At 71.2% G+C, this 24,260-nt stretch carries 25 protein-coding genes; 11 read left to right on the forward strand and 14 right to left on the reverse strand.

The genetic code is table 11. From position 1 onward, the window contains the following. The 4 genes from OHA89_RS21575 (at position 1) to OHA89_RS21590 (ending at position 5,493) form a co-directional block, all read left to right on the forward strand. The gene (locus tag OHA89_RS21575; protein WP_215146581.1) at positions 1-786 is read left to right on the forward strand and encodes an SDR family NAD(P)-dependent oxidoreductase; all 786 of its coding nucleotides are present in this window, start codon (positions 1-3) and stop codon (positions 784-786) included. A 105-nt stretch (positions 787-891) separates the two neighbouring features. Further along, on the forward strand, positions 892-2,013 hold the full coding sequence (locus tag OHA89_RS21580; protein WP_215146582.1) for an LLM class flavin-dependent oxidoreductase: 1,122 nt from the start codon (positions 892-894) through the stop codon (positions 2,011-2,013). Positions 2,014-2,299: 286 nt separating this feature from the next. Next, a complete protein-coding gene (locus tag OHA89_RS21585; RefSeq protein WP_266944355.1) occupies positions 2,300-4,039 on the forward strand; it encodes an amidohydrolase family protein in 1,740 nt (579 codons plus the stop codon). Beyond that, the gene (locus OHA89_RS21590) at positions 4,036-5,493 is read left to right on the forward strand and encodes an aldehyde dehydrogenase family protein (protein ID WP_266609390.1); all 1,458 of its coding nucleotides are present in this window, start codon (positions 4,036-4,038) and stop codon (positions 5,491-5,493) included. The genes OHA89_RS21585 and OHA89_RS21590 overlap by 4 nt, the downstream gene beginning before the upstream one ends. Before the next feature lie 34 nt (positions 5,494-5,527). On the opposite strand, the gene OHA89_RS21595 is transcribed toward OHA89_RS21590, so the two are convergent. The 4 genes from OHA89_RS21595 to OHA89_RS21610 form a co-directional block, all read right to left on the reverse strand. Then, positions 5,528-6,835 carry a transposase gene (locus OHA89_RS21595; RefSeq protein ID WP_266944358.1) on the reverse strand — a complete coding sequence of 436 codons (1,308 nt, stop codon included), beginning with the start codon at positions 6,833-6,835 and terminating at the stop codon, positions 5,528-5,530. Between the two features lie 267 nt (positions 6,836-7,102). Beyond that, entirely contained in the window at positions 7,103-8,851 is a 1,749-nt protein-coding gene (locus tag OHA89_RS21600) for a hypothetical protein (protein ID WP_406366869.1), read from the reverse strand. Between the two features lie 54 nt (positions 8,852-8,905). After that, positions 8,906-10,000 carry a DNA alkylation repair protein gene (locus OHA89_RS21605; protein WP_406366871.1) on the reverse strand — a complete coding sequence of 365 codons (1,095 nt, stop codon included), beginning with the start codon at positions 9,998-10,000 and terminating at the stop codon, positions 8,906-8,908. 93 nt (positions 10,001-10,093) lie between these two features. Then, on the reverse strand, positions 10,094-10,786 hold the full coding sequence (locus OHA89_RS21610; protein WP_266609394.1) for a hypothetical protein: 693 nt from the start codon (positions 10,784-10,786) through the stop codon (positions 10,094-10,096). Between the two features lie 312 nt (positions 10,787-11,098). On the opposite strand from OHA89_RS21610, the gene OHA89_RS21615 reads away from it, so the two are divergent. Both OHA89_RS21615 and OHA89_RS21620 read left to right on the forward strand, forming a co-directional pair. Next, positions 11,099-12,664: an APC family permease gene (locus tag OHA89_RS21615; RefSeq protein ID WP_266609395.1), complete on the forward strand. Its 1,566-nt coding sequence runs from the start codon at positions 11,099-11,101 to the stop codon at positions 12,662-12,664. 140 nt (positions 12,665-12,804) lie between these two features. Beyond that, on the forward strand, positions 12,805-13,086 hold the full coding sequence (locus OHA89_RS21620) for a hypothetical protein (RefSeq protein ID WP_266609396.1): 282 nt from the start codon (positions 12,805-12,807) through the stop codon (positions 13,084-13,086). Here the strand turns inward: OHA89_RS21620 and OHA89_RS21625 are convergent. Genes OHA89_RS21625 through OHA89_RS21635 form a run of 3 tightly spaced genes read right to left on the reverse strand, consistent with a single transcriptional unit; the run spans position 13,079 to position 13,868 of the window. After that, positions 13,079-13,354, reverse strand: coding sequence for a nitroreductase/quinone reductase family protein (locus OHA89_RS21625; RefSeq protein ID WP_406366874.1), 276 nt, complete (start codon positions 13,352-13,354; stop codon positions 13,079-13,081). The genes OHA89_RS21620 and OHA89_RS21625 overlap by 8 nt on opposite strands. Positions 13,355-13,362: 8 nt before the next feature. Beyond that, on the reverse strand, positions 13,363-13,542 hold the full coding sequence (locus OHA89_RS21630) for a nitroreductase family deazaflavin-dependent oxidoreductase (protein WP_257555814.1): 180 nt from the start codon (positions 13,540-13,542) through the stop codon (positions 13,363-13,365). Beyond that, positions 13,539-13,868: a hypothetical protein gene (locus tag OHA89_RS21635; protein WP_266609397.1), complete on the reverse strand. Its 330-nt coding sequence runs from the start codon at positions 13,866-13,868 to the stop codon at positions 13,539-13,541. Before OHA89_RS21635 ends, OHA89_RS21630 begins: the two co-directional genes overlap by 4 nt. Before the next feature lie 110 nt (positions 13,869-13,978). Here OHA89_RS21635 and OHA89_RS21640 point away from each other — a divergent pair, with 110 nt between their 5' ends. Next, entirely contained in the window at positions 13,979-14,422 is a 444-nt protein-coding gene (locus tag OHA89_RS21640) for a winged helix-turn-helix transcriptional regulator (RefSeq protein ID WP_406366877.1), read from the forward strand. A gap of 7 nt (positions 14,423-14,429) precedes the next feature. Continuing rightward, positions 14,430-15,227 (forward strand): DUF4239 domain-containing protein, encoded by a 798-nt coding sequence (locus OHA89_RS21645; protein ID WP_406366878.1) that lies wholly within the window; start codon positions 14,430-14,432, stop codon positions 15,225-15,227. A gap of 4 nt (positions 15,228-15,231) precedes the next feature. On the opposite strand, the gene OHA89_RS21650 is transcribed toward OHA89_RS21645, so the two are convergent. Beyond that, positions 15,232-15,633 carry a VOC family protein gene (locus OHA89_RS21650; protein ID WP_266609398.1) on the reverse strand — a complete coding sequence of 134 codons (402 nt, stop codon included), beginning with the start codon at positions 15,631-15,633 and terminating at the stop codon, positions 15,232-15,234. A gap of 101 nt (positions 15,634-15,734) precedes the next feature. Between OHA89_RS21650 and OHA89_RS21655 the strand changes: the two genes are divergently transcribed. Further along, complete coding sequence (locus tag OHA89_RS21655) at positions 15,735-16,337, forward strand: flavodoxin family protein (protein WP_266609399.1); 603 nt, start codon at positions 15,735-15,737, stop codon at positions 16,335-16,337. A 1-nt stretch (position 16,338) separates the two neighbouring features. On the opposite strand, the gene OHA89_RS21660 is transcribed toward OHA89_RS21655, so the two are convergent. Together OHA89_RS21660 and OHA89_RS21665 are read right to left on the reverse strand one after the other, a co-directional pair. Next, positions 16,339-16,587, reverse strand: coding sequence for a DUF397 domain-containing protein (locus OHA89_RS21660; RefSeq protein WP_266609400.1), 249 nt, complete (start codon positions 16,585-16,587; stop codon positions 16,339-16,341). Beyond that, positions 16,584-17,420: a helix-turn-helix transcriptional regulator gene (locus OHA89_RS21665; RefSeq protein ID WP_266609401.1), complete on the reverse strand. Its 837-nt coding sequence runs from the start codon at positions 17,418-17,420 to the stop codon at positions 16,584-16,586. The genes OHA89_RS21660 and OHA89_RS21665 overlap by 4 nt, the downstream gene beginning before the upstream one ends. Before the next feature lie 127 nt (positions 17,421-17,547). Here OHA89_RS21665 and OHA89_RS21670 point away from each other — a divergent pair, with 127 nt between their 5' ends. After that, the gene (locus OHA89_RS21670) at positions 17,548-17,994 is read left to right on the forward strand and encodes an ATP-binding protein (RefSeq protein ID WP_266609402.1); all 447 of its coding nucleotides are present in this window, start codon (positions 17,548-17,550) and stop codon (positions 17,992-17,994) included. 34 nt (positions 17,995-18,028) lie between these two features. Here OHA89_RS21670 and OHA89_RS21675 read toward each other — a convergent pair whose 3' ends face one another. The 3 genes from OHA89_RS21675 to OHA89_RS21685 form a co-directional block, all read right to left on the reverse strand. Beyond that, on the reverse strand, positions 18,029-18,709 hold the full coding sequence (locus OHA89_RS21675) for a hypothetical protein (protein WP_266609403.1): 681 nt from the start codon (positions 18,707-18,709) through the stop codon (positions 18,029-18,031). Positions 18,710-18,780: 71 nt separating this feature from the next. Further along, positions 18,781-19,641: an LLM class F420-dependent oxidoreductase gene (locus tag OHA89_RS21680; RefSeq protein WP_266609404.1), complete on the reverse strand. Its 861-nt coding sequence runs from the start codon at positions 19,639-19,641 to the stop codon at positions 18,781-18,783. A gap of 91 nt (positions 19,642-19,732) precedes the next feature. After that, positions 19,733-20,809, reverse strand: a complete 1,077-nt coding sequence (locus OHA89_RS21685) for an ADP-ribosylglycohydrolase family protein (RefSeq protein ID WP_406368546.1) — start codon at positions 20,807-20,809, stop codon at positions 19,733-19,735. A gap of 466 nt (positions 20,810-21,275) precedes the next feature. Here OHA89_RS21685 and OHA89_RS21690 point away from each other — a divergent pair, with 466 nt between their 5' ends. Continuing rightward, positions 21,276-22,340, forward strand: a complete 1,065-nt coding sequence (locus OHA89_RS21690; RefSeq protein ID WP_266609405.1) for a tyrosine-protein phosphatase — start codon at positions 21,276-21,278, stop codon at positions 22,338-22,340. A gap of 6 nt (positions 22,341-22,346) precedes the next feature. Here OHA89_RS21690 and OHA89_RS21695 read toward each other — a convergent pair whose 3' ends face one another. Further along, positions 22,347-23,891 (reverse strand): hypothetical protein, encoded by a 1,545-nt coding sequence (locus OHA89_RS21695; protein ID WP_266609406.1) that lies wholly within the window; start codon positions 23,889-23,891, stop codon positions 22,347-22,349. Between the last annotated feature and the right edge of the window lie 369 nt (positions 23,892-24,260).

The raw sequence follows: 24,260 nt of genomic DNA on the forward strand, positions 1-24,260 counted from the left end.
ATGGGCAAGCTGGACGGGCGCGTCGTCATCATCACCGGCGCGGCACGGGGCCAGGGCGAGCAGGAGGCCCGCCTCTTCGCCGCCGAGGGCGCCAGGGTGCTCCTCGGCGACGTACTGGACGAGCAGGGCGCCGCGGTGGCCAAGGAGATCGGCGAGGACCGGGCCCGCTACGTGCGGCTGGACGTGAGCCGCGAGGAGGACTGGGCGGGCGCGGTCGCCGTCGCGAAGGAGGCCTTCGGTCCGGTCGACGGCCTGGTCAACAACGCGGGCATCCTGCGCTTCAACGAGCTGACCGCGACCCCGCTGGAGGAGTTCCAGCAGGTGGTCCAGGTCAACCAGGTGGGCGCCTTCCTCGGGATCAAGTCGGTGGCCCCCGAGATCGAGGCGGCCGGCGGCGGCACGATCGTCAACACCTCCTCGTACACCGGCCTGACGGGCATGGCGTACGTCGGCACGTACGCGGCCACCAAGGCGGCCATCCTCGGCCTGACCCGGGTGGCCGCGCTGGAGCTGGCGGGCAAGGGGATCCGGGTCAACGCGATGTGCCCGGGCGCCGTGGACACCCCGATGGCCAACCCGGGCCTGCTGGATCCGGCGGGGATGACGGACGAGGCGCGGGAGGCGATGGCGGATCTGTACAAGCGGGTCGTGCCGATGGGCCGGGTCGGGCAGCCGGAGGAGATAGCGAAGCTGGCCCTCTTCCTGACCAGCGAGGACTCCTCGTACATCACCGGCCAGCCGTTCGTCATCGACGGCGGCTGGATGGCCGGTGTGAGCATCCTCTAGTCGTATCTGATGGAGCGTCAGGTATTGACGCTCCCGCCCCAGCGGTGGAACAGTCGAGACATCAAATCTGACGCAACGTCAGAAATCAAAGGACGGTGAACCCCCTTGGAATTCGGGCTCTTTGTGCAGGGATACGTGGCCGAGTCACGGTCCAAGGTCGACCCCGAGGCAGAGCACAAGGCGCTGATCGAGGAGACCGAGTACGTCATCCAGGCAGACAAGTCGGGCTTCAAGTACGCCTGGGCCTCCGAACACCACTTCCTGGAGGAGTACTCGCACCTGTCGGCGAACGAGGTCTTCCTCGGGTACCTCGCGCACGCCACCGAGCGGATCCACCTCGGCTCCGGCATCTTCAACCCGCTCGCCCCGGTGAACCACCCGGTCAAGGTGGCCGAGAAGGTCGCCATGCTCGACCACCTCTCCAAGGGCCGCTTCGAGTTCGGCACCGGCCGCGGCGCGGGAAGCCACGAGATCCTCGGCTTCCTGCCCGGCATCGAGGACATGAACGGCACGAAGGAGATCTGGGAGGAGACCATCGCGGAGTTCCCCAAGATGTTCCTCCAGGAGGAGTACGAGGGGTTCCAGGGCAAGCACTGGTCGCTGCCCCCGCGGAAGATCTTCCCCAAGCCGTACGGCAAGGCGCACCCGGCCATGTGGTACGCCGCCGGCTCCCCCTCCTCGTACGCGATGGCGGCGAAGAAGGGCCTGGGCGTACTGGGCTTCAGCGTGCAGAAGGTCTCCGACATGGAGTGGGTCCTCGACCAGTACAAGACGGCCATCCAGGAGGCGAAGGCCATCGGCGCCTTCGTCAACGACAACGTCATGGTCACCTCGACCGCGATCTGCGCCGAGACCCACGACAAGGCGATCGAGATCGCCGTCAACGCCAACATGAACCGCTTCCAGTCGCTGGTGTTCCGCTACCACGACACGTTCCCGCGGCCGGAGGCCATCCCGCAGTGGCCCGAGCTGCTGCCGGAGTACAACGCGGAGATCATCGAGCTGCTGATCGCCGAGGAACTGATGATCTGCGGCGACCCGTCGGAGGTCCTCCAGCAGTGCAAGCGCTGGGAGCAGGCCGGCGCCGACCAGCTCTCCTTCGGCCTGCCGACCGGGGTGTCGTACGAGGACACGATGACCACCATCAAGCTCCTCGGCGAGCACGTGATCCCCGAGATCGACACGGACCCGGTCCACCGCACGACGCGCTTCCGCGAAGCGGCCTGATCCCGGGCCCCGAACGGGGACGGCGTCTTCCCGGACCGCCGTCCCGACCGGCCCCGGCCGGAGGTCGCCCCAGGGCCGCGGCCGGCCCAACGACCCCCGACCGGGGCCCGCCTCAAACGCCGCGCGGCTCGTTTTGCCTCCGGCGGCGCCTCAAACGCCGGCGGGTCTGGGTTGTGCCCGGCGGACGGCATCAGCCAAATCCAGCCCCGCCGGCGTTTGAGGCGCGGGGTCTGGGGCGGAGCCCCAGCACACGGCCCGCAACCCGAACACCGGCAGAAGGGACGTCATGCTCGACCACCTGATCAAGGGCGCCACCGTCGTGGACGGCACCGGCGCCCCCGCCCGCCCCGCAGACGTCGGCATACGCGACGGCCGGATCGTCGCCATCGCACCCCCCGGCACGGTCGAAGAAGACGCGCGGACCACCGAGGACGCCACCGGCCTCGTCCTGACCCCCGGCTTCATCGACCCCCACACGCACTACGACGCCCAGCTCTTCTGGGACCCGTACGCCACCCCCTCCATGAACCACGGCGTCACCACCGTCGCCGGCGGAAACTGCGGCTTCACCCTGGCCCCGCTCCACCCGGACCGCCCCGAAGACGCCGACTACACCCGCCGCATGATGAGCAAGGTCGAGGGCATGGCCCTCAAGGCCCTGGAGGACGGCGTCGACTGGACCTGGTCCACCTTCGGCGAGTACCTCGACGCCCTCGAGGGCCGGATCGCCGTCAACGCCGGCTTCATGGTCGGCCACTGCGCCCTGCGCCGCCATGTGATGGGCGAGGACGCCGTCGGCGGCCAGCCCACCCCCGAGCAGCTCCAGCAGATGCTCGACCTCTTCCACGACGCCATGAACGCGGGCGCCTGGGGGCTGTCCACCACGCAGTCCTCCACCCACTCCGACGGCGCCGGCGCCCCCGTCGCCTCCCGGCACGCCAAGCCCGCCGAACTCCTCGCCCTCTCCAAGGCCGTCGCCGAACACGAGGGCACCCAGCTCGAAGCCATCGTCGCGGGCTGCCTCGACCAGTTCTCCGACGCGGAGATCGACCTCTTCGTCGAGATGAGCGCCGCCGCCGGACGGCCCCTGAACTGGAACGTCCTCACCATCGACGCCTCCGTCCCGGAGCGCGTCCCGCGCCAGCTGATCCCGAGCGCGCGCGCCCGCGAGGCCGGCGGCCGCATCGTCGCGCTGACGATGCCGATCCTCACCCCCATGAACATGTCGCTCGGCACCTTCTGCGCGCTCAACCTCATCCCCGGCTGGGGCGAGGTCCTCGCCCTGCCCGTCGCCGAGCGGATCGAGAAGCTGCGCGACCCAGCCGTACGCGCCGAGATGCTGAAGCGGGCCGACTCCAAGGAGGCCGGGGTCTTCCGCCGCCTCGCCAACTTCGGCCGCTACGTCATCGGCGACACGTACAGCAAGGAGAACGAGGGCCTGTCGGGCCGCGTCGTGAACGACATCGCGGCCGAGCGCGGCCAGGACGCCTTCCAGTGCCTGGTGGAGATCTGCGCCAACGACGAACTGCGCACGGTGCTCTGGCCGATGCCCACCGACAACGACCCGGCGAGCTGGGCCCTGCGCGCCGAGACCTGGCAGCACGAGGACGTCATGCTGGGCGGCTCCGACGCGGGCGCGCACCTGGACCGCATGTGCGGGGCCCCGTACACGACCCGGTTCCTCGGCGACTGTCTGCGCGGCCGCAAGCTGGTCCCGCTGGAGCAGGCGGTACGGATGCTCACCGACGACCCGGCCCAACTGTTCGGGCTGCGCGAGCGCGGCCGGATCGCCGAGGGCTTCCACGCGGACCTGGTGCTCTTCGACCCGGAGCGCATCGAGGCCGGCCCGGCGACGCTGGTCCACGACCTGCCCGGGGACAGCCCGCGGCTGGACGCGCGGGCCGTCGGGATCGTCTCGGTACGGGTCAACGGCGTGGAGACCATCCGCGACGACGAAGTGACGGGCGCGATCCCGGGCATCGTGCTCCGGTCGGGCCGGGACACGAGGACGGTGAGCACGCGGTGACCAAGCTCTACATCGGCGGCGAGTGGGTGGAGCCGGAGGGCGGCCACTACGAGGTGGTCAACCCGGCGGACGAGTCGGTGGTCGGGCTCGCGCCCGAGGCCTCACCGGCGCAGGTCGCGGAGGCGGCGCGGGCCGCGGCCGAGGCCTTCGGCGCGTGGTCCCGTACGAGGCCGGAGGAGCGGGCCGCGATCCTGGACCGGGCCGCCGACATCATCCAGCGGGAGTACGAGCCGTGGACGGCCCTCGCCCAGGCCGAGACCGGCGCGCCGACCGGCATCGCCCGCGGCATGCAGGTGGGGGTGGGCGTGGCCCGGTTCCGCCGGTACGCGCGCGGAGCCCTCGAACCCGTGGAGAAGGGCCTCCCGCCGCAGGTCACGGAGGCCGGCCCGATGGGGAAGGCGGGCATCCTCGGTGCGCTGGAGGTGCGCCAGCCGGTCGGCGTGGTCACCTGCATCACCTCGTACAACAACCCGTGGGCGAACCCGGCCGGCAAGGTCGCCCCCGCCCTGGCGATGGGCAACACGGTGGTGGTCAAACCCGCCCCGCAGGACCCGCTGTCGGTGTTCAAGATGGCGGAGGCGCTCGCGGAGGCGGGAGTTCCGCCCGGTGTGGTGAACGTGGTCAACGGTCAGTCGGTGGCGGTCGGCGAGGCCGCCGTGGACTCCCCGGACGTGGACATGGTCTCCTTCACCGGCTCCACGGCGGTCGGGCAGCGCATCGCCGAGGTGTGCGGGCGGACCATGAAGCGGCAGCTGATGGAACTGGGCGGCAAGGGCGCGGCGATCGTCTTCGAGGACGCCGACCTGGACGCGGCGATGATGGGCATCGGCACCACCTTCTCCTTCTACTCCGGCCAGATCTGCACCGCCCCGACCCGGGTGATCGTGCACCGGTCCGTCCACGACGCGCTGGTGGAGAAGCTGACCGGCTACCTGGCCTTCATGGAGGTCGGCGAACCGGCGGCGCAGGGCACGGTGGTCGGCCCGGTCATCTCGGCGGCCCACCGCGACCGGGTGGAGTCCTACATCGAGCTGGGGAAGAAGGAAGGCGCCCGGATCGCGGTGGGCGGCGACCGCCCGGCGGTCCGGGCCGACGGCAAGGGCTTCTACGTGGCCCCGACCCTGCTGGTGGACTGCACCAACGACATGCGGGTGGTCCGCGAGGAGATCTTCGGCCCGGTCGTCGTGGTCGTCCCCTTCGACACGGAGGAGGAGGCCGTCGCCCTGGCCAACGACTCCGACTTCGGGCTGATCAGCTACGTCTGGTCGGGGGACCCGTCGCGCGCCTTCGGGGTGGCCCGCCGGCTCCGGTCGGGCGGGGTCGGCGTGAACACCATCGGCCGGAACATGGAGGCGCCGTTCGGCGGCTTCAAGCGGTCGGGCGTGGGGCGCGACGTCGGCTCGTACGCGCTCCATGCCTACAGCGAGATCCAGTCGATCGTCTGGACCACTTGACGATCCTCGCCCTCATGAATGAGGGCGATTCCCTTCAGCTCGCGTGAACGGGCGTCGGGGCTTCACGCATCCGCCTCCGGCCGACGGCCGGGACTCGCACCCTGGGGATGCTGCGCGTGCTGTTGATGTCCAAGCCGCCCGTCCGGCGGGCTCGGGCCTCGATCTCGACCGAGGCATTGTGGTCGGCGTCATCCTCGTGCCCGCAGTGGGCGCAGGCGAACAGCCGGCCGCATCCCTTACGGGATTCGGGATCCACCAGGCCGCAAGCGGCGCAGGTCTGGGAGGTGTGGAACGGCGGCACGGCGACGAGTACGGACCCGTATAGACGGGTCTTGTACTCGAGCTGTCGCCGCCGTTCGCCGGGAGTGTTGTCGAGAATGGACCGGTTAAGCCCGGCCTTCGCCCGGACGTTCCTTCCCGGTGCCTGGGCCGTGCCCTTCGCGGACTTGCTCATGTTCTTCACGCGCAGGTCCTCGATACCGATCAGGCCGTGGTTTTTGGCGAGGTCGGTGGTGAGTTTGTGTGTGAAGTCCCGGCGGCGGTTGGCGCGGCGGGTGGTGAGCTTTGCGATCTGGGCGATCGTCGTGAGCAGGCGGCGGCTGTACTTCCCGCCGTTGTGTTTCTTCGCGTAGGCGAGTTGGCGGGCCTTGCGCTGCTCCAGTGCCTTGAGACGCTTCTTCTCGTTGGCGGTGAGCGTCGGCGCCATGAGGCGCGGTGTGGTCTCGGTGGACGCAAACGCGGACGCGGCAACACCGAAGTCCACCCCACATGCAGGTTTCCCGTTCGGCGCGTCCGGTCGGCGGCCGGTGTGGACGCCGAAGGAGATGTGCCAGCCGTTGCCGTCCCGGGAGACGGTGGCGTTGCGGATCGTGCCGCCGATGGCGCGGGAGAGGCGGAACCGCAGCCAGCCGACTTTCGGCAGGCGCACCTCGGCCCACTTGCGGTTCAGCTTGCGGACCTCGACTGCCTGCCCGGGAAACGGGACCGACAGGCGATGCCCGCGCTTCTTCCGTGATGGAAACCGGGCCGGATGGTTAGGGTTCCAGAAGTTGTCGTACGCCTGGTCCAGCTGACGCAGAATCTGCTGCCCGGACTGCGCTGGCAGATCACCCATCCAGTCGAGTTCCGCACGAGCCGCCGTCAGGTGCTTGCACTGCTCGACCGACCGCAGCGTGTACCGGCGCTGCTCCCACAGATACACCCGCTGTTCCAGAGCCACATTCCACAGAGCGCGCGCCGTATGCCCCCACCCGGTCAAGACCCGGTCTTGGTCCTCGGTGGGGTACGCACGATAATTGCGCCCCGCGTCTGCCTTCACACCCTCATCGTGCCGACGTTTCATGGCCGACATGGTCTAGATCCAGAAATGCCAGGTATCACCCTTTTGTGATCCGCCCGCTTCCGGTTTCGTGACGGAGTGCTGGCGCAAAATGTTCAACGATGCGCGTCTCAAACGGATGGGGGGCACTCGCCGCGGGCCCGGTGACACCACCCCCGGATCATCAACAACAAGGGGGGAAGTCATGCCGGGCCCGAAGGTCGGAGGCCCCATTGCGGAGCCACGAAAACGGTAACGGGGGGAGAGAGCCCCTTTGCGGCCCCCGCCCCGCTAGCGGCCCTTCCCGAAGGTCTTCGGGTCGGCGGTCGCGAGGCGGTCCAGGGCGGCGGCCGCCTGGGCCTCGGGCGGACGGCCGTCGTCCCGCAGCGTCCAGTGGAAGTAGCGCCGCGATCCGCCCTCCGCTTCCGCTTCCGTTTCCGGCCGGATGCTGAAGCCCACGTCCACCGTGTCCGGCTCACGCCAACTGGTGCCGACCCAGCCCGGTTCGACGTCCCACCGGGTCAGCAGGTCCGGGCGCTCCCGAAGGCCTGCCTTGATCAGCCGGGCCGTGTTCCGGGCCGGCCAGCACCAGGAGCGGTCCCGCTCGGCGCGCCCGACCTCGGCGTCGTAGGCGGCCGCGGCGAAGCGGTACTCGGGCGGTGTCGGACCGACCGCCCCGCGCCAGTCGCCCCACACCACCTCGTCGCCGTCCCGGCGGATGGTCACGTACAGCGCCCCGCAACAGCCTTCGGTGCAGTACGCCTCGGCGAGCTGCACCTCCCGCGGCTCGGCCCCGGCGCGTAGTTCGCCGGTGTCGAGCAGCAACTCGGGGGAGCCGGCCGGGCCCTTCCCGAAGTGCTCGGTCACCAGGGGCCGGCCATCCACCAGGATCCGGGTCTCGACGGCGTTCGCTTCCGCCGGATCGCGTACGACCACCTCGAGGTGAAACCGCTTCGGCGCCGGCAGCCGGACGAACGGCTGCCGGCGCGTGCGCCTGATCCAGTCCGCCCGCCGGCGTGCCTCGGCATCCTGCTGTTCCCGTACGGAAACGGCGGTCCACACGTGCCCGGCCAGCAGCCGGTCCAAGGCGTCGAGGAGCGCCTCGCGCTGTCCCGGCCGCCAGTCCAGCAGCACGCCGGGGCCGGTGTGGAGGTCCAGGGCGAGGACGAGCAGGAGTACGTGGTGGTCGAGGGTCGGGGACAGCCGGTCCGCGTGCCCGACCAGCGCCTCGTACACGGCCACCGCCGGCCCGTAGTCGAGGATCTCGGCCCGGTAGTCGCGCTGGCTCGCCATCCGGTACAGCAGCCGGCCGGCCCGGTCGAGCAGCTCGCCGTCCTGCGGATACGCACGGAGCAGACCCTCGAGGTCCGCGGCCTCGGCGATCCGCCGGGCGAGCCAGAGCACCTCCGCGTCCGGCGGCAGCGCGACCAGAGCGGTTCGGGCGTCCTGCGCGTCGCGGGTGGAGAAGGCGGCGAGCAGCGGGGCCATTTCCGGGGCCCGGGAGCGGTGCGCCAGCAAGAGCTGCGCGGCCGCCTGCCGGTCGAGAGGGTCGAGCGCTGCGGCAGCCGCCTGGCCGAGGCCGCGCAGGAGTCCGAGGACCTTGAGGCAGGGCACGTCCTCGGGTTCGCCGAGGCGGATCAGCAGCGCCAGGCCGACGCTGACGGCCGCCGTGCTGGTGCCGGTACGGGTCAGCCGCCGGGCGGTGCGCCGGGCGGCGGCCTCGTCCGTCAGCGGCAGCCGTCCGACGTGCGCGCGGAGGGTGCGGTACGGCATCCGCAGCGCGTCGGCACGGAGGTGGACGGCTTCGGCGGCCCGTACGGGATCCGGGTCGGCCAGCAACGGGGCGAGGGCGGCAGCCACTTCGTCCCCCGCCTGGGCCCAGGACAGGCCGCTGCGTCGGCTGGGCTCCGGCGGCCCGTCGGGCAAGGGGTGGCCGCGGCGCGGGAACGGGCCGTCGGGGTCGATGCCCTGCCGGAACAGGGCGTAGTCGTACAGGGAGGTTCCGGGAGTGAGCGCCGTGCGCTCGTCGCGGGCGCTCACAGGGCGGGGTGGGACTCGATTCGGTAGGTCATGTGCGGAGCCTGCCAGGCCGGTTCAGGGCGCGTCCAACGAAAATACGGCTTCGCCCCGCACCCGGCCGTTGATCTGCAGCTGCACCAGGTGCTCGCCGGAGTGGTAGCGGCGGGTGGTGATCGGCTTGAAGGAGTGGCGTTTGGTGCCGGTGAGGGTTTCGCCCGGGGCCAGCGTGCGGGTGGTGAGTTTGAAGACCTTCGGGGTGCGGGAGCCGTTCGCCTTCGTGTGGTGGACGACGTAGTCCACGACCAGCTCGGCCGGGAGCCCGCCGGTGTTGGTGACCGCGTAGTCGAAGACGAGGTACTCGCCCACGGCGATCCGCGGGGCGGTGACCACCGGCCCCTTCACCGTGACCGGGACGTCGGGGGAGTGCCCGAGCAGGGTCAGCGCCTCGGGCCGGCCGGCCTTGATCAGGGTGCGCAGGCCGTGCCGTACGACGCGATCCGTCGTGCCCGCGGACGCGGCCGCGGTGAGCCAGCGGGCGGCGGTCTCCACCGCCAGTCCGGGGTGGTCCCGGCTGATGTCGTTGAGGTGGTTGGCGACGGACCGGCGCACGTACTCGGACTCGTCGCGGTACAGGGCGTCGAGCACGGGCAGCGCCGGTCGCGGGTCGGCCACGAAGGCGGGCAGCTGCGGAGCCCACGGCAGCCGCGGCCGGGTCCCCTCGCTGGCGAGGCGCCGTACGTGCGGGTCCGGGTCGTCCGTCCACTTCCGTACGACGGCCAGGGCGCGGGCGGGGTCGGCGCGCAGGAAGGGCCGTACGGCGGATTCGGCGGTCAGCCGGGGGGTGAGGTCGTGGAGCAGCGCGAGGCCGGGCTCGAACGCCTCCAGCCCGCGGACGGCGACGGCCTCGTTGACGGGGAAGGTCATCCAGCCCTCGAAGCCGGGGTCGGCGAGGGCGGTGCGTACGACGGCCTCGAAGGCGGCCCAGTCACCGGGGAGGTCGGCGAGGACGGCGTCGCGGACGGCGGCGACGCGTCCGCTGTAGGTCAGCCCGTCGAGGGCGTCGGCGCGGGCGCGCAGGGCGGGTGAGGTCCGGCGGCCGGCCGCGCGGGCGAGCAGTCGGGCCAGGTTTCTGACGGTTTCCGCGCTGAGGAGCTCGTCGGCCGTGGGCATGGGGTCAGTCTGGCGGATGCCGGGCCGGTCCGGGGGCTCCCGGGCGCGGCGGTCGCCGCCGCGCTCCGGGCCCGGTCATGCAGGTGCGCCCGCTCAGTCCACGTAGTAGTCGGTGAGGACGCAGCCCTTCACGAGGGCCGGTTCCTTCCGGTAGCCGCTCGGCGGGGTGAAGCCCTCGTGGCAGTTCAGCATCAGGAGCCCGGCCTGCGGGGTCAGCAGGGCGCTCATGGCGTCCGAGCTCTCGGATCCCATGGCGAAGTCCTGCCCGATGACGATGCCGCTGTTGGGGTTCCCGCCGCCCTCTGCGGCGATCTCGGCCTTGAAGGCGGTCTGGAAGGCCTTCGGGTCCTTGATCATGTAGATCGAGGTGCGGCCCCTGCTGCCGCAGGTTCCGCGCTCGATGACGGTGGCGGACTTGATGAACTGCTCGTCCGGGCCCGTGCTCGATCCGCTGCCGCCCAGGGGGACGGCCTTGATCGGGTCGCAGTCGGTGAATCCGTTGACGAAGCGGGCGGCCGCGGCCATGGTGGCCGCCTTGGGGAGCTTCTGGAACGCCGTCCCGTTCTTGGGGGCGTTGCCGTTGACGCCGCCGTTCTTCGTCGGGTTGTCCAGCGTGCCCTCGTTGGGGCCGCCGTCGCCGGTGCCGTTGTAGGCGTTGTCTCCGCCCGTCGCGACGGAATCCCCGCCGATGCCGCCGAGCGCCGGGTTGCCGCCGCCTCCGCAGCCGGTGAGGGAGAGGAGGGCCGCGGTGGCCGTGACGGTGATGATCAGTGGCTTGAAACGCATGCGCGCGGTGTCCCCCTGTAAATGACCTTGAACGGCGGCGACTCTAGGGCGGTGATCATGTCCGCGGCAAACCAGGTGGGGGAAAACTCGCACGGGAAAGTTTGGAAACGCCCAAAACGGACATGGCTGCGGTTTCCGCATGCCGAAAGCTTCTCTCGGGAGCCTGCTGAAGCATGGCCGGATGGCGAAGTGAACCTTGTATTAAGTGTTTGTGAACGGCCTCGGCCTCGGAATTCCAAGGCGTTCAGGGTGGTCGGATTCCGGACTTCGATCCTCCAGATGTGGAAAACGCACCATCTAACGTCCTGACTCATGACTCAGCTGGACGTTCGGCCTCGGGCCGGAGACACGGTAAGCGGCGTCGCCGAGGGCGACGTTCGCGGCAAGGGCCTCGGCAAGGGCTCCGTCGGCCTCGTGGGAAGCGCCGTCATCGGCATCTCCACCGTCGCCCCCGTCTACTGCCTGACCTCGACCCTCGGCTCCACGGCCGGTGAGGTCGGGATGCAGATGCCGGCGATCTTCCTCGCCGGGTTCCTCCCCATGCTCCTGGTCGCCTTCGCGTACCGCGAGCTCAACAAGGCCATGCCGGACTGCGGCACCTCCTTCACCTGGACGGTCAAGGCCTTCGGCCCGCGGATCGGCTGGATGTGCGGCTGGGGCCTGGTGATCGCCACGATCATCGTGCTCTCCAACCTGGCCGGCGTCGCCACCTCCTACTTCTGGCTGCTGGCCGGCGAGATCACGAGCAATCCGTCGATAGCCGCCCTGGACGACAACAAGCTCGTCCACATCGCCACCTGCCTCACCCTGATCGCCGTCGCGACCGCCATCAGCTACCGCGGCATGACGGCCACCAAGGGCGTCCAGTACGCACTGGTCGGCCTCCAGCTCCTCGTCCTCGCCGTCTTCGTCGCGATGGCCTTCCAGAAGGCCTCCGCCGGCACCTTCGACACCGGCCTGGACTTCTCCTGGTCCTGGATGAACCCCTTCGCGGTCGAGTCCATGGCGGCCTTCACCGCCGGACTCTCGCTCTCGATCTTCATGTACTGGGGCTGGGACGCCTGCCTGGCCACCAACGAGGAGACCACCGGCTCCACGAAGACCCCGGGCCGCGCCTCCCTCATCGCGATGGTCGTCCTGGTCGGCTCCTACCTGGCCACCGGCGTCGCCGCCCAGATGGCCGTCGGCGCCGGCGGTGAGGGTCTCGGCCTCGCCAACGAGGAGACCTCCGGCAACGTCTTCGCCGCCCTCGCCGGTCCGGTGATGGGCCCGGCGCTCGGCATCCTGCTCTTCGTCGCGGTCCTGGCCTCGGCCGCCGCCTCGCTGCAGACCACCTTCATCCCGGTGGCCCGTACGGTCCTGGCCATGTCGACGTACGAGGCCCTGCCGCCCGCGTACGCCAAGGTCCACGAGCGGTTCAAGACCCCGGGCCGCGCCACGGTCGTGGCGGGCATCGCCACCGGCGCCTTCTACACCGTGATGACCCTGGTCAGCGAGAACGTCCTGACCGACACGATCTTCGCGCTCGGCCTGATGATCTGCTTCTACTACTCGCTGACGGCCTTCGCCTGCGTCTGGTACTTCCGCGGCGACCTGCGCCGCTCCGCCCGCGACCTGTTCTTCAAGGGCGTCTTCCCGGTCCTGGGCGGGCTGCTGCTGGCCGCGGTCTTCTTCAAGACCCTGTACGACGCCTGGGACCCGTCCTACGGCTCCGGCTCCACCATCCCGGGCCTCGGCGTCGGCAACGTCTTCGTCATCGGCGTCGGCCTGCTGGCCCTCGGCCTGGTGATCATGTTCGTCACCGAGCGCCGCAGCCCGGCCTTCTTCCGCGGCGAGATCCTGACGAAGTCCACCCCGGCGCTGCTGGTCGAGGACTGACCCCGCCCCCCACCCCCTCCCGCTGAGTCAACCCCGGCCCCGGATCGATCCCCCGATCCGGGGCCGGGGTGCGTTCGGGCAAAGTGGTGGTGGGCGGTGACCCCGGGAGTGGCCGGGTCGTTGGGTGGGGCATGAATGCCATGAAGCGCACCCTTTCCGCCCTGGTCCTCTCCGGCGGGGCCGCCCTCGCACTCACCCCCGTCGCCGCCCAGGCCGCGGAGCCCGCACCCCAGGCGCCGCCGGTCGCCGGGCGCGTCCTCGACATCGTCGGCCACCCCGGTCAGGCCCTCGAGGACACGAAGACCGCGGTGGGCGTGACCGCCGCGGCCGCCGGAACCGCCACCCAGGCCACCGAGTCCTCCCTGGGGGGCGCGGGCAACGCCCTGTCCGGCGGTCTCCCCGACGCCCCGACGGTCAAGTGACCTCGGCCGGTGCGGTGACCAGGACCAGCGGGATCTCGCGGTCCGTCGCCTCCCGGTAGCCCGCGTACGCGCATCGCGGCCACCACGACCGGCCACAGGCGCTCCGCCTCGGCCGGGGTGGCCCGGCGGGCGGTCGCCGCGAAGGTCTCGGCGCCGACCTGGAGGGTGACGGCCGGTCGGCGGCAAGGTTGAGGTACCAGGCCGGGTGGCGGTCCGCACCGGCGTTGGACGCCGTCAGCACGTACGCCTCCCCGTCCGGGTCCCGCACTCCCCCAGCTACCGCTGGGAGGTGCCCCCAGCCAGTGCGGTGCGGCGCAGCACCCCCGAGCGGCGGCCCCGCGTGGTCAGCAGCAGGTCCGAGATCCCCGGGCGCGGCCGCCCGGCGGTCTCCTCGAAGCGGCGGATGTGGTCGGCGACCCAGGGGTTCGGGCTGTCGGCCACGGATTCGGCGGTCATGCCGGTCCCACCCCCGCGTGCACCGCGTGCCGGGTCGGGGCCGCGATCGCCTCGTCCACCACGGCCAGGGCGAAGGCCGCGTGGGTGATCCGGCTCGCGGCGTCCGCCGGGCCGAAGACGTACCCGCCGGCCTCCGGGCCGTCGCCGAAGTCACCGGCCGGGGACAGCACCGCCCAGTCCAGGGCCGCCGGCGCGGCAGCCCGCAGGGCTTCGGTCCCGGCCCCGTGGCCGACGTAGAACTCCCGCCACTCCTGCGGATACCCCGGCGTGTCCATCAGCGCCGCCCCCGACTCCGTCGGCAGTACGGAGGCCAGCCCGACCGACACCAGCCGCGGGACCCGGGCCGCGCGAGACCCGCCGCCATCGCCCGCGCCGTCGCCGGGAAGAACACACCGGGCGCCGCCTGCGCTTCGTACACCGTGACCACCGCCGCGTCGTGCCCGGCGGCCAGCCGCGCCACGTCGGCCGCCGAGGTCACGTCCCCGTCGGCCCGCCCCGCCTCCGTGACCGCGTACCCGCGCGCCCGCGCCTCGGCGACGACGGCCCGGCCGACACGGCCGCGGGCCGGATCGGCGACAAGTGGGCCACGCTGATCCTGCGCTGCCTGGAGGGCGGCCCGCGCCGGTTCTCGGAGCTCAAGGTGCCGCTGCGCGGCATCACCTCCAAGTCCCTGACGCAGTCGCTGCGCGGGCTGGAGCGCGACGGTTTCCTCACGCGCGTCGCGTACGAGACCCCCGACCGCCGGGTCGAGTACGCCCTCACCCCGCTCGGCCGCGGCCTCCTGGGGCCGCTGGACGCCGCCTGCGAGTGGACGCGGGAGCACTGGGACGAACTCATCGACGCCCAGGAGGCGGGGCTTTCGGGGGAGGGCGCTCGTTGAGCAGCGCATGATCCTCTGGTTGCTCAATCACCTCAGTACTTTCGTCATCGCCGTCCTCCTCGCCGGCGGTCTCACCGGCCTCGCCGTGGCCGGCAGCCTGGCCGCCCGCCGCCGCTTCCCGCACCTCGCGAAGGGCGACCACAACGAGATGGTCGGGGTCGCGCTCGGCATGTTCGGCGCGATCTACGGCATCATCCTCGCGTTCGTCGTCGTCACGCTCTGGACGCAGCTGGAGAACACCCAGAACATCGTCGCCACCGAGGCCACCGACCTGGCCCTGGTCGTGCGCAGCGCCGACACCTTCCCGCCGGCCGACCGTGCGCGGGTGCAGCAGGCGGTGGGCGCGTACGCGCACGCCGTCGTCGAGGTGCAGTGGCCGCTGATGCGCGAGGGACAGCCGAGTTACGAGGCGACCGCGCCGCAGACCCAGGCCCTGTACAAGGCCCTCCAGTCGTACGAGCCGGCCGGCACCCGTGCCGAGACCTTCTACGCCGAGGCGGTCACCCACCTCAACGACGTCGCCGCGCAGCGCCGGGCCCGCGTCTCGATGGCAGAAACCTCACTGCCGATCCTGCTGCAAGTGCTCGTGTACGGCGGCGCGCTGGTGATCCTGCCGCTCACGTTCCTGTTCGGACTGCGGAGCCTGAAGATGCAGCTGCTGTTCGTGTCGGCGGTCGCCGGGCTGATCGGCTTCAGCCTGCTGCTGGTCGTGGCCCTGGACCGGCCCTTCGCGGGAGACCTGAGCGTGAGCCCGCAGCCGTACAAGGAGGCGGCCCTGTCGCAGTTCTGGGCCGCGGGCTCCTGACGCCTCAGCCCCAGGTGCGGGAGCAGAGCACGAGGCGGTAGCCGTCCGGGTCCTGGACGGTGACGCCCCACTCGTCCCAGTACGGATTGTGGGCGGCGACCCGGGTCCCGCCGTGCTCGACGAGCCGCTGGACGAGGGCCTCGTCGGGGGCCTCGCCCAGGTAGACGACGAAGAGGTCGTCGACGGTGGGGGAGGGAGCGACCGGGTTCTCGTCGTCCCGCGTCAGCTCGAAGTGCCAGCCGCCCGCGGCGGGCCCGACCATCAGCAGATCATGCTCGCCGGGCGCGTGTTCGCCGGAGCTGCGCCACAGGACGTCGAGCCCGAGCCCGTCGACATAGAACCGCTCGGCGGCCTTCAGGTCGAGGGAGGGCCGGGCGACGCGGATGTGGGTCTGTGAAGTGATCATGTGCGGCAGGGTACGAGGCCCCACGCGGGCGGGGGCCGGAATATGCCTCGAGGCGGGGCAGTTGCACGCGAGGTACGCGCCGACCGAGACCGGAGTAGACAATGACGACCGACCTGGCCAGTGACACGGACCGCTCGTTCCTTTTCGTCCTCGGCAGTTCCCGGCCCGACGGCAACACCGAAACCCTGGCCCGAGCCGCCGCCGAGCAGCTGCCCGCCGGCATCCCGCAGCGCTGGGTGGATCTGGCGAAGCTGCCGCTGCCCGACTTCCAGGACGGCCGGCACGAGAGCGGGTCCTGGCCGGTCGGGGAGGCCGAGGAGGAGCTGCGGCGGGTCACGCTGGAGGCCACCGACATCGTCATCGCCTCACCCCTGTACTGGTACTCCCTCTCCGCGCACACCAAGCGCTACCTCGACTACTGGTCGGGCTGGCTGGGGGTGCCCGGAATGGACTTCAAGAAGCGGATGGCGGGCCGGACGCTGTGGGGGGTCACCGTCCTGGCCCACGAAGAGGAGGAGGTTGCCGACGGGCTGGTCACCAGCCTCAACCACTCGGCGGCCTACATGGGGATGCGCTTCGGCGGGGTGCTCCTCGGCAACGGCTCCCGCCCCGGCCAGGTGCGGAACGACGAGCGGGCGATGGTCCGCGCCAAGACCTTCTTCGAGCGCGAGACCCCGCTCGCCCGGTTCCCGTACGAGGCGTAGTTCAGCAGTCGGCGGTGACCCCGCCCAGGAAGACGCCCCAGGCGGCGGGGGCGACGGCCAGCTCGGGTCCGGCCGTCACCTTGGAGTCCCGGATATGCACGGCCTCCGTACAGGCGGCGACCTCGACGCAGTCGTCGCCCTGGCTGCTGCTGTACGTGGACTTGTGCCAGGAGAGGGCGACCTCGACGCAGCTGTCGCCCTGGCTGCTGCTGTAGCTGCTCTTGAACCACCGGAGCTGGGAGCTGTTCACAGGGATCCTCGCATTCGCATCAACAGGCCCATGCTCTCAGCAGGATTGAGGGCCTGGATGCGAAGTTTGGCATATTGCTGATGGAGATTGCTGACGGCTTTCGGGTCAGAAATGACCTGGCCCGTCTGCGGGCCCTCGGTGTAGCCCAGCCACTGGTGTTCTTGGGTTTCGAGGAGCTGGAAGGGGCCGTCGGTGCCCGCGTGTTCGGGACTGATCAACGGCATGATCTGAAGGTCCACATTGGGCAGCTTCCCCACCTCCAGCAGGTGGTCGATCAGCTCGCGCGTCACCTCTGGGCCGCCCGTCTGCCGCTCGATCACCGACTGGTCGATGATGAAGCTGAAGGCGACGTACGGCGTCTTCAGGAGCAGCGCCTGCCGGGCCATCCGGAAGGCGATGCGTGCCTCCGCCTCTTCCACTGTTGCCAGGGGCGGGACATCCCGGATCTGGGCCCGCGCGTAGGCCTCCGTCTGTAACAGCCCCGGTATCGACCGGCACTCGTACGTATTGAGGGCGATCGCGTCCTCTTCCAGCTCCGCCCACCGCCGGAACCACTTCGCCAGCCCCCGCCGCCGCGACAGCTTCTTCGCCGCGATGTGGATGACTCCGAAGCCGTCCAGCACCTCCTCCGCCTTGTCCACGAACTTCTTGGACGGGTGGCGGCGGCCCTGCTCGACCGAGGCCACGTACTGGACGGAGTACCCGACCAGCGGCCGGAGCTGCTCCTGGGTCAGGCCGGCCCGTTTGCGGAACGCCTTGATCGTCTCGCCGAAGTTCCGCAGGTCGTCGTCCGGCTCGACCTCGGCGTCGCCGCTCTCGTCGACACTCGTCACAGCGGTCACCTCCCCGAAGTCAGGTTCACGCACGGTGACTGCCACTGTCCAGAGAGTGGACTACTACAGTTGAAAAGTAGTAGTCGCCCTGCTGGGAACTTCCCTGGCCGCACGGGACGTTCGTTCCATGCACGCACCCTCCGGCCACGCCCGGGCCCTCGTACGCACGTTCACTCAGCGTTTCAGCTCCACCCGCCGCGGGGCCCGCCTCGCCCGGCAGCTCGCCCTCGTCGAGCTGCACGAGTGGGGCATCCCCGAGTCCACCGCGCTCTCCGCCGACGCGGGGCTCCTCGTCGCCGAGCTCGCCGCCAACGCCGTCACCCACGGGTGGGTCCCCGGGCGGGACTTCGAGCTCCGGATGACCCTGCTGGAGGGCGTGCTCCGGCTGGAGGTGTCCGACGCCCGCCGCGACCGGCGGCCCGCTGTGCAGCCGCACGCGTACCAGGCCGAAACGGGCTACGGCCTCCGCATCGTCGACGCGGTCGCCGCCGCCTGGGGAGCCACGGACCGCCTGGTCGGCAAGACCGTGTGGGCGGAGCTCCGTACCGGCAGCCTCAGCGGTCGCGGACGATGACGGCTGCCGGCCGGAAGGGATTCCCACTGGCCGGTCATCGGCCGCTCCGCCACGGCGGGCCGTGCTTGCGGAGGTGTTCCTCGTGGAGGTCCCGGTCCGAGCGGCGGCGCTGGCCGGCCGTGAACATCGTGCCGCCGATGAGGAGGAAGAGGCCGCCGGTGATGCCCAGGCCGAGCGGGTCGAGGGCGCGGCTGTCGGTGGTCTCCATCCAGGGGTCGAGGCTGCCGAGCCGGTCCTTGAAGAGGAAGACGCGCCCGCCCGGCTCCACGTCGGCGTAGCAGTTCTGTATCGCGTCGAGCTCGTGGGTCTCGCCCGAGGTGTCGACCACGCGGCAGTAGAACCGCGGGTCGCCCTTGGAGTTGGTGTGCTCGCGGGACTCCAGCACCACCGCGTCCACCCGCTCGCCGAGCAGTTTCAGGTACGACTCGTTCAGGTTGGACCCGGCGAAGAGGCCGAGCGCCATGGTGCCGAAGCCGACGATGGTCGCGGCCCCCGCCCGGTTCCAGTTCGAGCCGGCGACGCCCGCTCCGAGTCCGGCCGCCGCGAGGACGATGAGCACGCCGACGTACAACATGCCGTAGGGGAACTGTGAGATGAAGCCGCCCAGCGTGCCCGCCCCCGCGATGAGCGCGGCCCAGAACAGCGAGTTCCGGGCGCGCCGCGCCCCCGACGGGGCCGTCTTCCCCCTGGGGCCGGATTCCCGTGCCGTGTCCATGCCGATCTCCTCCGAGCCCCGCCGCGTACCGTCCGGCCGCCCACCCTATGCAGGGGCCGCGCGGGGCCTGTTCAGAGGTACTGGGCGAACTCGTCCAGGGTGCGCAGGATCTCCGCCTCCGGGGCCGAGGGGAGCTGGAGGACGACCTCCTCGATGCCGAGGTCGGCATAGTGGCCCATCTTCCCGGGCGTGGGCTGGACGGCGTACGGGACCACCTGGAGGGACTTCGGGTCGCGCCCGGCGGTCTCCCAGAACCGGCGCAGCACCGGCAGGGACTCGGTGAGGCCGCCGCCGCCGATCGGGAGCCAGCCGTCGGCGTGGTCGGCGATGGCGGTGAAGAGCTTCGGGCCGGCCTGGCCGCCGATCAGGGTGCGGGGGCCGTACAGCGGGACGCCCGGGCCGAGTTCGCGCGGGGTCTGGACCGGCTTCGGGTGGGCGTCGCTGGCCTGCACCGAGGAGAACTCGCCGACGTACGCGGTCGGTTCGGGGGCCCACAGGGCGCGCATCAGAGCCATCCGGTCGCGGACCAGTTCACGGCGGGTGCGCCACTCGACGCCGTGGTCGGCGGCCTCCTCGACGTTCCAGCCGTAGCCGATGCCGAGGGTGAAGCGGCCGCCGGAGAGGTGGTCGAGGGTGGCGATCTGCTTGGCGAGGTCGATCGGGTCGTGCTGCGCCACCAGGGTGATGCCGGTGCCGAGGTGGAGCCGCTCGGTCACGGCGGCGGCCTGGCCGAGGGCCACGAACGGGTCGAGGGTGCGCCCGTACATCTCGGGGAGGTCGCCGCCCATGGGGGCGGCGGTGTCGCGGCTGACCGGGATGTGGGTGTGCTCCGGGAGGTAGAGGCCGGAGAACCCCCGCTCCTCGAGGCTGCGCGCGAGGCGGACGGGCGAGACGGTGCGGTCGGTGAGGAAGATGGTCGTGGCGATCCGCATGGCTTCTGACACCTCCGAGACGTGGGACCCGCAACGGTACGGGCTGGGGGCACGAATGTTGAGGGGGCGTCAGGTAGGTGTCGGGCGGCGGTCAGCCGCGCGGGTAGCGGGCCAGCCAGCCCGGGGAGGCGGCCGTGGGGCCGTGAAGGGCCGGGCCCTGGGTCATCTCCAGGGCGAAGTCGTCGGCGAGCTCCAGCAGCGTGGCGCGGCCCTCGAGCTCGGCGAGCCAGGCGGCCGGGAGGGCGGTCTCGCCGTGGAGGGCGCCGAGGAGGGCCCCGCACAGGGCGCCGGAGGCGGCGGAGTCCCCGCCGTGGTTGACGGCGAGGCGCAGGCCGTGCGGGATGTCCTCGGCGACCAGGGCGCAGTAGACGGCGACGGCGAGGGCGGCTTCGGCGTCGCCGGTGGAGAGGGCTTCGACGGTCGCGGGGCCGGGTGCGCCCTGGGTGACGGCCGACAGGGCGTGCTGGAGGGCGTCGGTGACGGGCTGGTGGCCGGGCCGGGCGCCGAGCAGGCCGAGGGCGCGCTGGACGGCGGAGTCCAGGGATTCGCCGCGGGTCAGGCCGTGGACGACGAGCGCGAAGGCCCCGGCCGAGAGGTACGCGGCGGGGTGGCCGTGGCTCTGCGCGGCGCATTCGACGGACAGCTGGAGGACCAGGGCGGGCTCCCAGCCGACGAGCAGCCCGAAGGGGGCCGAGCGGGCGGCGGCGGCCGCGTTGCGGGCGGTGGGGTTCTTCGGCTGGGCGAGGGTGCCGAGGATCTCGTCGGCGAAGCCGGTCAGGCAGGCGCGGTCCGGGTCGCGGCGGACGTAGAGCCACTCCTGCCGTGCGAGCCAGCCGTTGTCCTTGCGGCGCTCGTCGGGGCCCCAGTCGTGCTGGGTGGCGGCCCAGCGGAGGTAGGCGCGGTGGACGTCGGTGGGCGGGTGCCAGGCGCCGGTGTCCCGGCGTACGTGGGCCCGTATGAGGCCGTCCACGGTGAAGAGGGTGAGCTGGGTGACGGCGGTGACAGGGGTGGCGGCGGGCGCGGTCAGCCCCTCCGGGCCGTGGGCCTCGCGGATGGCGTCGAGGGAGAGCCCGCCGCCCGGTGCGCCGAAGGCGTCGCCGATGGCGGAGCCGAGGAGGGTGCCGCGGACGCGGCTGCGGAAGTCCTGCTGCTCGAAGCGGCCCCACAGGCCGCCGGCCAGGGACGCGGTGCGCCCGGCAGCGGCGGCCGGGCCGCGGGGGTGCGTCAGGCCGTGCGTCAGGCCGCGGCCGTCCGTCGCGCCGCGGCCGTCCGTGGAAACGCCGCGACCGTCCGTCGAAACGGCGTGGCCGGAAGCCTCACCTGGTCCCTCCACCGTGCCCTGAATGATCACCGCGCCCGCGCCGTCCGTGGCGTCCACCGCCCTCACCGTCCCCCTGGCCGTGCCTGCCCGCCGCACCTGCGACAGCACTGGCGGGCACTGTAGTGGACAGCTTCGTTCGAATCCGGAAGCAGTCCGTCAAGCGGTCCGTAAGCATGCGGAGAACGGCCGGAAAGCGAACGCTTTCGGCCGCCACCCCGGCTGATGGCACGTTTTGCCACTCGCCGTCGAGACGGCCGGTTTCAGCCATGCCTCGTTCATCCGGCGTTCTCCGCGGCCGCCCAGCCTCACAGGCATGAAGAAGGCACTCCTCGCCGCGACCGTCGTCGCCTCCGCACTCACCGCTTCCCTGATCGCGGCCCCGCTCGCCTCCGCCACCGGCTGGGACCGCCACGACCGCTCCGTCATCCCGTTCACCGAGGCCACCGTCACCGCCGGAGCCGATGGTTCCTTCACCCTCAAGTGGAAGGCCCAGGGCACCAAGCGGGTCGAGATCAAGGCGAACGGCAAGGTCGTCGCGAAGGGCGGCGCCCAGGGCCAGGCCGTCGTCACGGGGCTGCCCGCCGCCGACCGCCAGTGGTTCGACTTCAAGGCGCAGCACGGCCAGGGCCTGCACCTCGCCGACCGCCTGATCAAGCTGGACGGCACCGTCAACTTCCGCGACGCCGGCGGCTACCGCACCACCACCGGCCAGTGGGTCAAGATGGGCGAGGTCTACCGCTCCGACGCCCTCAACAAGCTGACCGAGAACGACCTGGCCAAGCTCCAGCGCCTGCGCGTCAAGACGGTCTTCGACCTGCGCATGCAGGACGAGCGCACCAAGGACGCCGACAAGGTCCCCGCGGGCGCCACGTACGTCGTCGCCGACGTCTTCGCGGGCTCCGGCTCCTTCCAGACCATGCCCAGGACCCCCGACGAGGCCGTCAAGGCCATGGTCGACGCGGAGCGGGCCATGGTCTCCGGCGAGGGCGGCAAGAAGGCGTACACGCAGGTCTTTGAAGGCGTGGAGAGCGACCGCAGCCGCTCCGTCCTCTTTCACTGCACCGCCGGCAAGGACCGCACCGGCTGGGCCAACGCCTCCCTGCTGACCGCCCTCGGCGTCCCCCGCGAGACCGTCGAGGCCGACTACCTGGCCAGCAACGACTACCGCAAGGCCGCCAACGACGCGATCCTCTCCCACCTGCCGGCCCAGCAGGCCGCCGTCTACAAGCCGATGCTCGACGTGCGCTCCGAGTACCTCAACGCGGGCTACGACGAGGTCTCGGCGAAGTACGGCTCCTTCGACCGCTACCTCAAGGACGGGCTCGGCATCGACGCCCGCGAGCTGAAGCAGCTCAAGAAGGACCTCCTCGTCGGCTGACCGTTCCTATGCGAGTTGGCCAGCGTTGGCCGAATCGCCATGAACCGGGTCAGACGCTGGGCGTCTGGCCCGGGATGTCTCCCGAACGGTCTTGGAGACGGGGAACAGCACAAGCTGACCGCTTCGGCTCCCGCAGGTCTTGCCACCCTGGCGGGGTGCGCCTGTGGTCCTTGGCGGACTTGTGGTCCCGCGTGCCCTCGGGCGGGGGACGGTCTGGCCGGTAGCTCTCCGCGCCACGATCCTCTGGTCGTGTGCGGTCACACCTGGCCGACGCCGTAGCCCGTGTCCGAGGGCGCGCCTGCCGATCGCCACCGAGGCCGCGTGGTGGCCGGTGACGACGGTGGTCTTCGATTGTTGCTGGAGCAGGGTCTTCCAGTGCTGGCCGCCCCAGCGGGAGGTGTAGGCGGGGTCGACCGCGACGACGACAAGCCCGGCGTGGTGGGCCATGCCGCGCAGTCGTTCCCGGAACCTCGCGGTCGGCAGTCCGGCGACGGTGCGACGGAACGTCTTGCCGCGTTTGCCGCGTCCCATGGTTTCGCGGCCGCTGGCGCGGGCGTCGGCGAAGCCCAGGTTCTCGATCGCCAGACCGGCGCAGCCATTTGTCTGGGCGAGCTTGATCAGTTCGGTGATTGCGGCCCGCAGGAGGCCGTCGCGTTGCGATGTGGGTCCGGTGAGGTCGGTGGGGACGGTGACCGGCTCGCCTACCGGATTGCCGTGTGCGTCCACGACGCACGCGGCGAGGTGGTCGGCGTTGAGGTCGACGGCCAGCAGCCGGACCCCTGCGGCAGCCAGCTCCACGGGGGTAGGCAGCACGGATTTCGGGGCGGACCAGGAGGCATCGAGGTACCAGCGGCCGCGAACGGGGTCGCGTGTGATGTCGTAGCGGACGGCTTGGTTGGCGGTGATCCGGTCCAGCCACTCCTCCCGGCGGTGGGTGAACGCTACCTTCACGGCGAGCCGGTACCGGCCGCGTGGGGCGTTCGCAAGGTGCCGCAAAGGCTCGGGCAGGACGATCGTGATGGTGCCATCGGCCGGGTCCACGCTGATCGTGTAGTTCCCGTACGGCGCCCCCGACTCCCCATCGGCGGTCAGGAACATGCGGGCCGCTTCCCACCGCTCCCGCCACTCGCCTTCGGTGAGCTGGGCGTCAGCGAGGTTGTGTCGGGTCTTGGCCAGCCGCCTGCCGCCGACGACGATTGCCGGACGCCCGGCCTCGATACGCGCCTCCACCTCGGCCAGACGCGCCGTGATCACCCGCAACCGGTACTGCTTCTGCGCACGCTCAGCCCGGTCCCGGTATCCGCGAACACCACCCACGCGTTGCCCGCACGGCACCGCCACACGCTTACAGATCTTCGCGATGGCACGGCGCAGGAACGCCCGCTCATCGAACAGGCACCGCAGGCCGAGCTGGAACTGGTCCTCACTGGTCCGGGTGATCGCACCCGCCCAACGCGAAGACGACACCTTCGTCAGCGCCCGCTTACGTTCCGCCCGCCGATTGTTCTTGACCGCCACCCTGCCGATACGGATACGCTCGGCCAGATCCACACGGGCGTGATGACCAAGGTGCTCACCCAGGAGCCTCAGGACCCGCTCATCCGCCGAACTCAGACGCAGCCGATCACGGATACGCGCACCGGCAGGGGCCTCGACCGTGAACGAAGGTGCCAGTGTACGCAGTTCACGCCTCTTCCTTCGTGCGGCGCGTGCCACAAGCCGCCTCCCCCTACTTGCCGCAGCGGACATACCGACCTCCACAGGCAACCAGTCCAGCAGGGCCACGAGCCCAGCAACGCCATACCCGTTCACCCAAATGAGGGACCCGGCGGCCAGCAATGGCCGCAGCAAAATCAACAGTTGTCAACCCGGCCGCACAGTCCAGGAGTGCAGGAGCCCGGCCGGATCACTCCCCGGCCG

The organism is Streptomyces sp. NBC_01546, from assembly GCF_045208355.1.
GTDB lineage: Bacteria > Actinomycetota > Actinomycetes > Streptomycetales > Streptomycetaceae > Streptomyces.

Excerpts from the sequence above, each read along its gene's own strand:
- OHA89_RS21575 (WP_215146581.1), top strand. The coding sequence starts at position 1 with ATGGGCAAGCTGGACGGGCGCGTCGTCATCATCACCGGCGCGGCACGG.
- OHA89_RS21585 (WP_266944355.1), top strand. The coding sequence starts at position 2,300 with ATGCTCGACCACCTGATCAAGGGCGCCACCGTCGTGGACGGCACCGGC.
- OHA89_RS21595 (WP_266944358.1), bottom strand. The coding sequence starts at position 6,835 with ATGAAACGTCGGCACGATGAGGGTGTGAAGGCAGACGCGGGGCGCAAT.
- OHA89_RS21605 (WP_406366871.1), bottom strand. The coding sequence starts at position 10,000 with ATGCCCACGGCCGACGAGCTCCTCAGCGCGGAAACCGTCAGAAACCTG.
- OHA89_RS21610 (WP_266609394.1), bottom strand. The coding sequence starts at position 10,786 with ATGCGTTTCAAGCCACTGATCATCACCGTCACGGCCACCGCGGCCCTC.
- OHA89_RS21615 (WP_266609395.1), top strand. The coding sequence starts at position 11,099 with ATGACTCAGCTGGACGTTCGGCCTCGGGCCGGAGACACGGTAAGCGGC.
- OHA89_RS21620 (WP_266609396.1), top strand. The coding sequence starts at position 12,805 with ATGAAGCGCACCCTTTCCGCCCTGGTCCTCTCCGGCGGGGCCGCCCTC.
- OHA89_RS21630 (WP_257555814.1), bottom strand. The coding sequence starts at position 13,542 with ATGACCGCCGAATCCGTGGCCGACAGCCCGAACCCCTGGGTCGCCGAC.
- OHA89_RS21645 (WP_406366878.1), top strand. The coding sequence starts at position 14,430 with ATGATCCTCTGGTTGCTCAATCACCTCAGTACTTTCGTCATCGCCGTC.
- OHA89_RS21650 (WP_266609398.1), bottom strand. The coding sequence starts at position 15,633 with ATGATCACTTCACAGACCCACATCCGCGTCGCCCGGCCCTCCCTCGAC.
- OHA89_RS21655 (WP_266609399.1), top strand. The coding sequence starts at position 15,735 with ATGACGACCGACCTGGCCAGTGACACGGACCGCTCGTTCCTTTTCGTC.
- OHA89_RS21670 (WP_266609402.1), top strand. The coding sequence starts at position 17,548 with ATGCACGCACCCTCCGGCCACGCCCGGGCCCTCGTACGCACGTTCACT.
- OHA89_RS21675 (WP_266609403.1), bottom strand. The coding sequence starts at position 18,709 with ATGGACACGGCACGGGAATCCGGCCCCAGGGGGAAGACGGCCCCGTCG.
- OHA89_RS21680 (WP_266609404.1), bottom strand. The coding sequence starts at position 19,641 with ATGCGGATCGCCACGACCATCTTCCTCACCGACCGCACCGTCTCGCCC.
- OHA89_RS21690 (WP_266609405.1), top strand. The coding sequence starts at position 21,276 with ATGAAGAAGGCACTCCTCGCCGCGACCGTCGTCGCCTCCGCACTCACC.